This is a genomic window from Acinetobacter sp. 228 (assembly GCF_048147885.1).
The window spans coordinates 1-1,407 of record NZ_JAYWYV010000253.1 but is presented as its reverse complement, the minus strand read 5'-3'; the positions used below and the strand labels follow the sequence as shown (position 1 = coordinate 1,407).

Annotated in this window: 1 protein-coding gene and 1 pseudogene; both read left to right on the top strand. The window is 36.4% G+C overall.

What is annotated here, in order from left to right:
- Nucleotides 1–53 precede the first annotated feature (53 nt).
- A complete protein-coding gene (locus VXQ92_RS17925) occupies nucleotides 54–1,067 on the top strand; it encodes a glyceraldehyde 3-phosphate dehydrogenase NAD-binding domain-containing protein (RefSeq protein ID WP_416682717.1) in 1,014 nt (337 codons plus the stop codon).
- Nucleotides 1,064–1,407 (top strand): annotated as a pseudogene (locus VXQ92_RS17920) (diguanylate phosphodiesterase); the annotation flags it as partial. The gene VXQ92_RS17925 and the pseudogene VXQ92_RS17920, both read left to right, overlap by 4 nt.

Below are 1,407 nucleotides of genomic sequence, written 5' to 3'. Positions count from 1 at the left end.
GTGTTTTACTATATGCCTTCTTTCGCTTCTCGTTTTGTAGATAAGGATAGGTCATGCAACGTATCGCCATTAATGGGTTTGGCCGGATTGGACGTAATGTTTTACGTGCCTGGTTTGAGAGCCCGAAACAATTTCATTTTGAAATCGTGGCGATTAACGATATAGCAGATGTACATACACTGGTACATTTATTCAAATATGACTCAACCCATGGTCGTTTTAATGGCAAGGTTGATATCATCATTGAAAATGAAAAGATTTATTTAAGTCCCGCATTAAAGTTCCATGTTCAAACGATTTTGGGAACCACAGCACAGCGCCGTCATGAGCGTTATGAATATAATGCAGCTTTACAAATCTGTTTTGGCTTAAGTACCGCACATTTTTATTTATCTAAAGCCAAAAACTTTGAAGAAACGCTACAACTGAGTAATAACTATAATTTACAAAGTGAATCGAAAGTCTTATCCAATTTAGAGAAAAAAGAACAACAAACCTCGTCTTATCAACGCTTAAGCCGTGAGAGTAAAACCATTTATCAAACTACCGTGCTTGATATTAGTGTTAATGGCTATCGTATTAAATGGTCCGGAGAAGCACCTAAAAACTTAAGAACCGGCGAATATATTTTAGTGAAGGAAACGCTACATGGTCAGTGGCGTGGCGGTGTAATTCGCTGGATTAAGCAATCTACAGAAAAAAGTCTGGAACTGGGTTTAGAAATTCTTTCACAAGCCATGTTCCCTTGCGCTGTGCATATTCAGGCAGAGCGTCATACGCGTAATTATCACCCTGCATTATTACTACAAACTCAAAACTTAGAAGAAATACAAAACACGCTTATTTTACCGGGGTCTCAAATTTTTAGAGAGCAACAAACAATTCATTTACGATTGGGGACAGAAGAAATCAAAGTGTATCTACTCAAAGCACAACTCATTACTCAAAGTTTTATTCAATTTCAATTTGAGCTTCTGAATGAGCAGCAACAGTACCTGCTTGATCAGTTCATGCTGAAAAAGAATAACACCGTGAATAGCCAAGATTTATGGGAAGCATTAAAGTGAGAAACTCTTTACTATCTAAAAGGTTAAAACGTACTGAAATACGTTTACTCATTATTGATGATAACCAGTTACGTTATAACCAAATTTTAAATTTATTATCGGGGAATGATTATCAAGTTAATGCCTTATTACTTGATGATTTAAAAAGTTTTGAAAAGCAGCTCAATACATCGTGGGATGTCATTATTTTTGGTCGCGCCTATGATTTGAAAATTGAACAAACTCTCTCCCTTGTTCAAGCCTCAGAACAGCCGCAGCTTCCAATATTACTTTTACAGCCAGACGATTACCAAGCGCAGCAATATCAAAGCTATATTCAAAAAGGAATTTATGATGTAGT

Coding starts and splice junctions, on each gene's coding strand:
- VXQ92_RS17925 (WP_416682717.1), top strand. CDS start 54: ATGCAACGTATCGCCATTAATGGGTTTGGCCGGATTGGACGTAATGTT.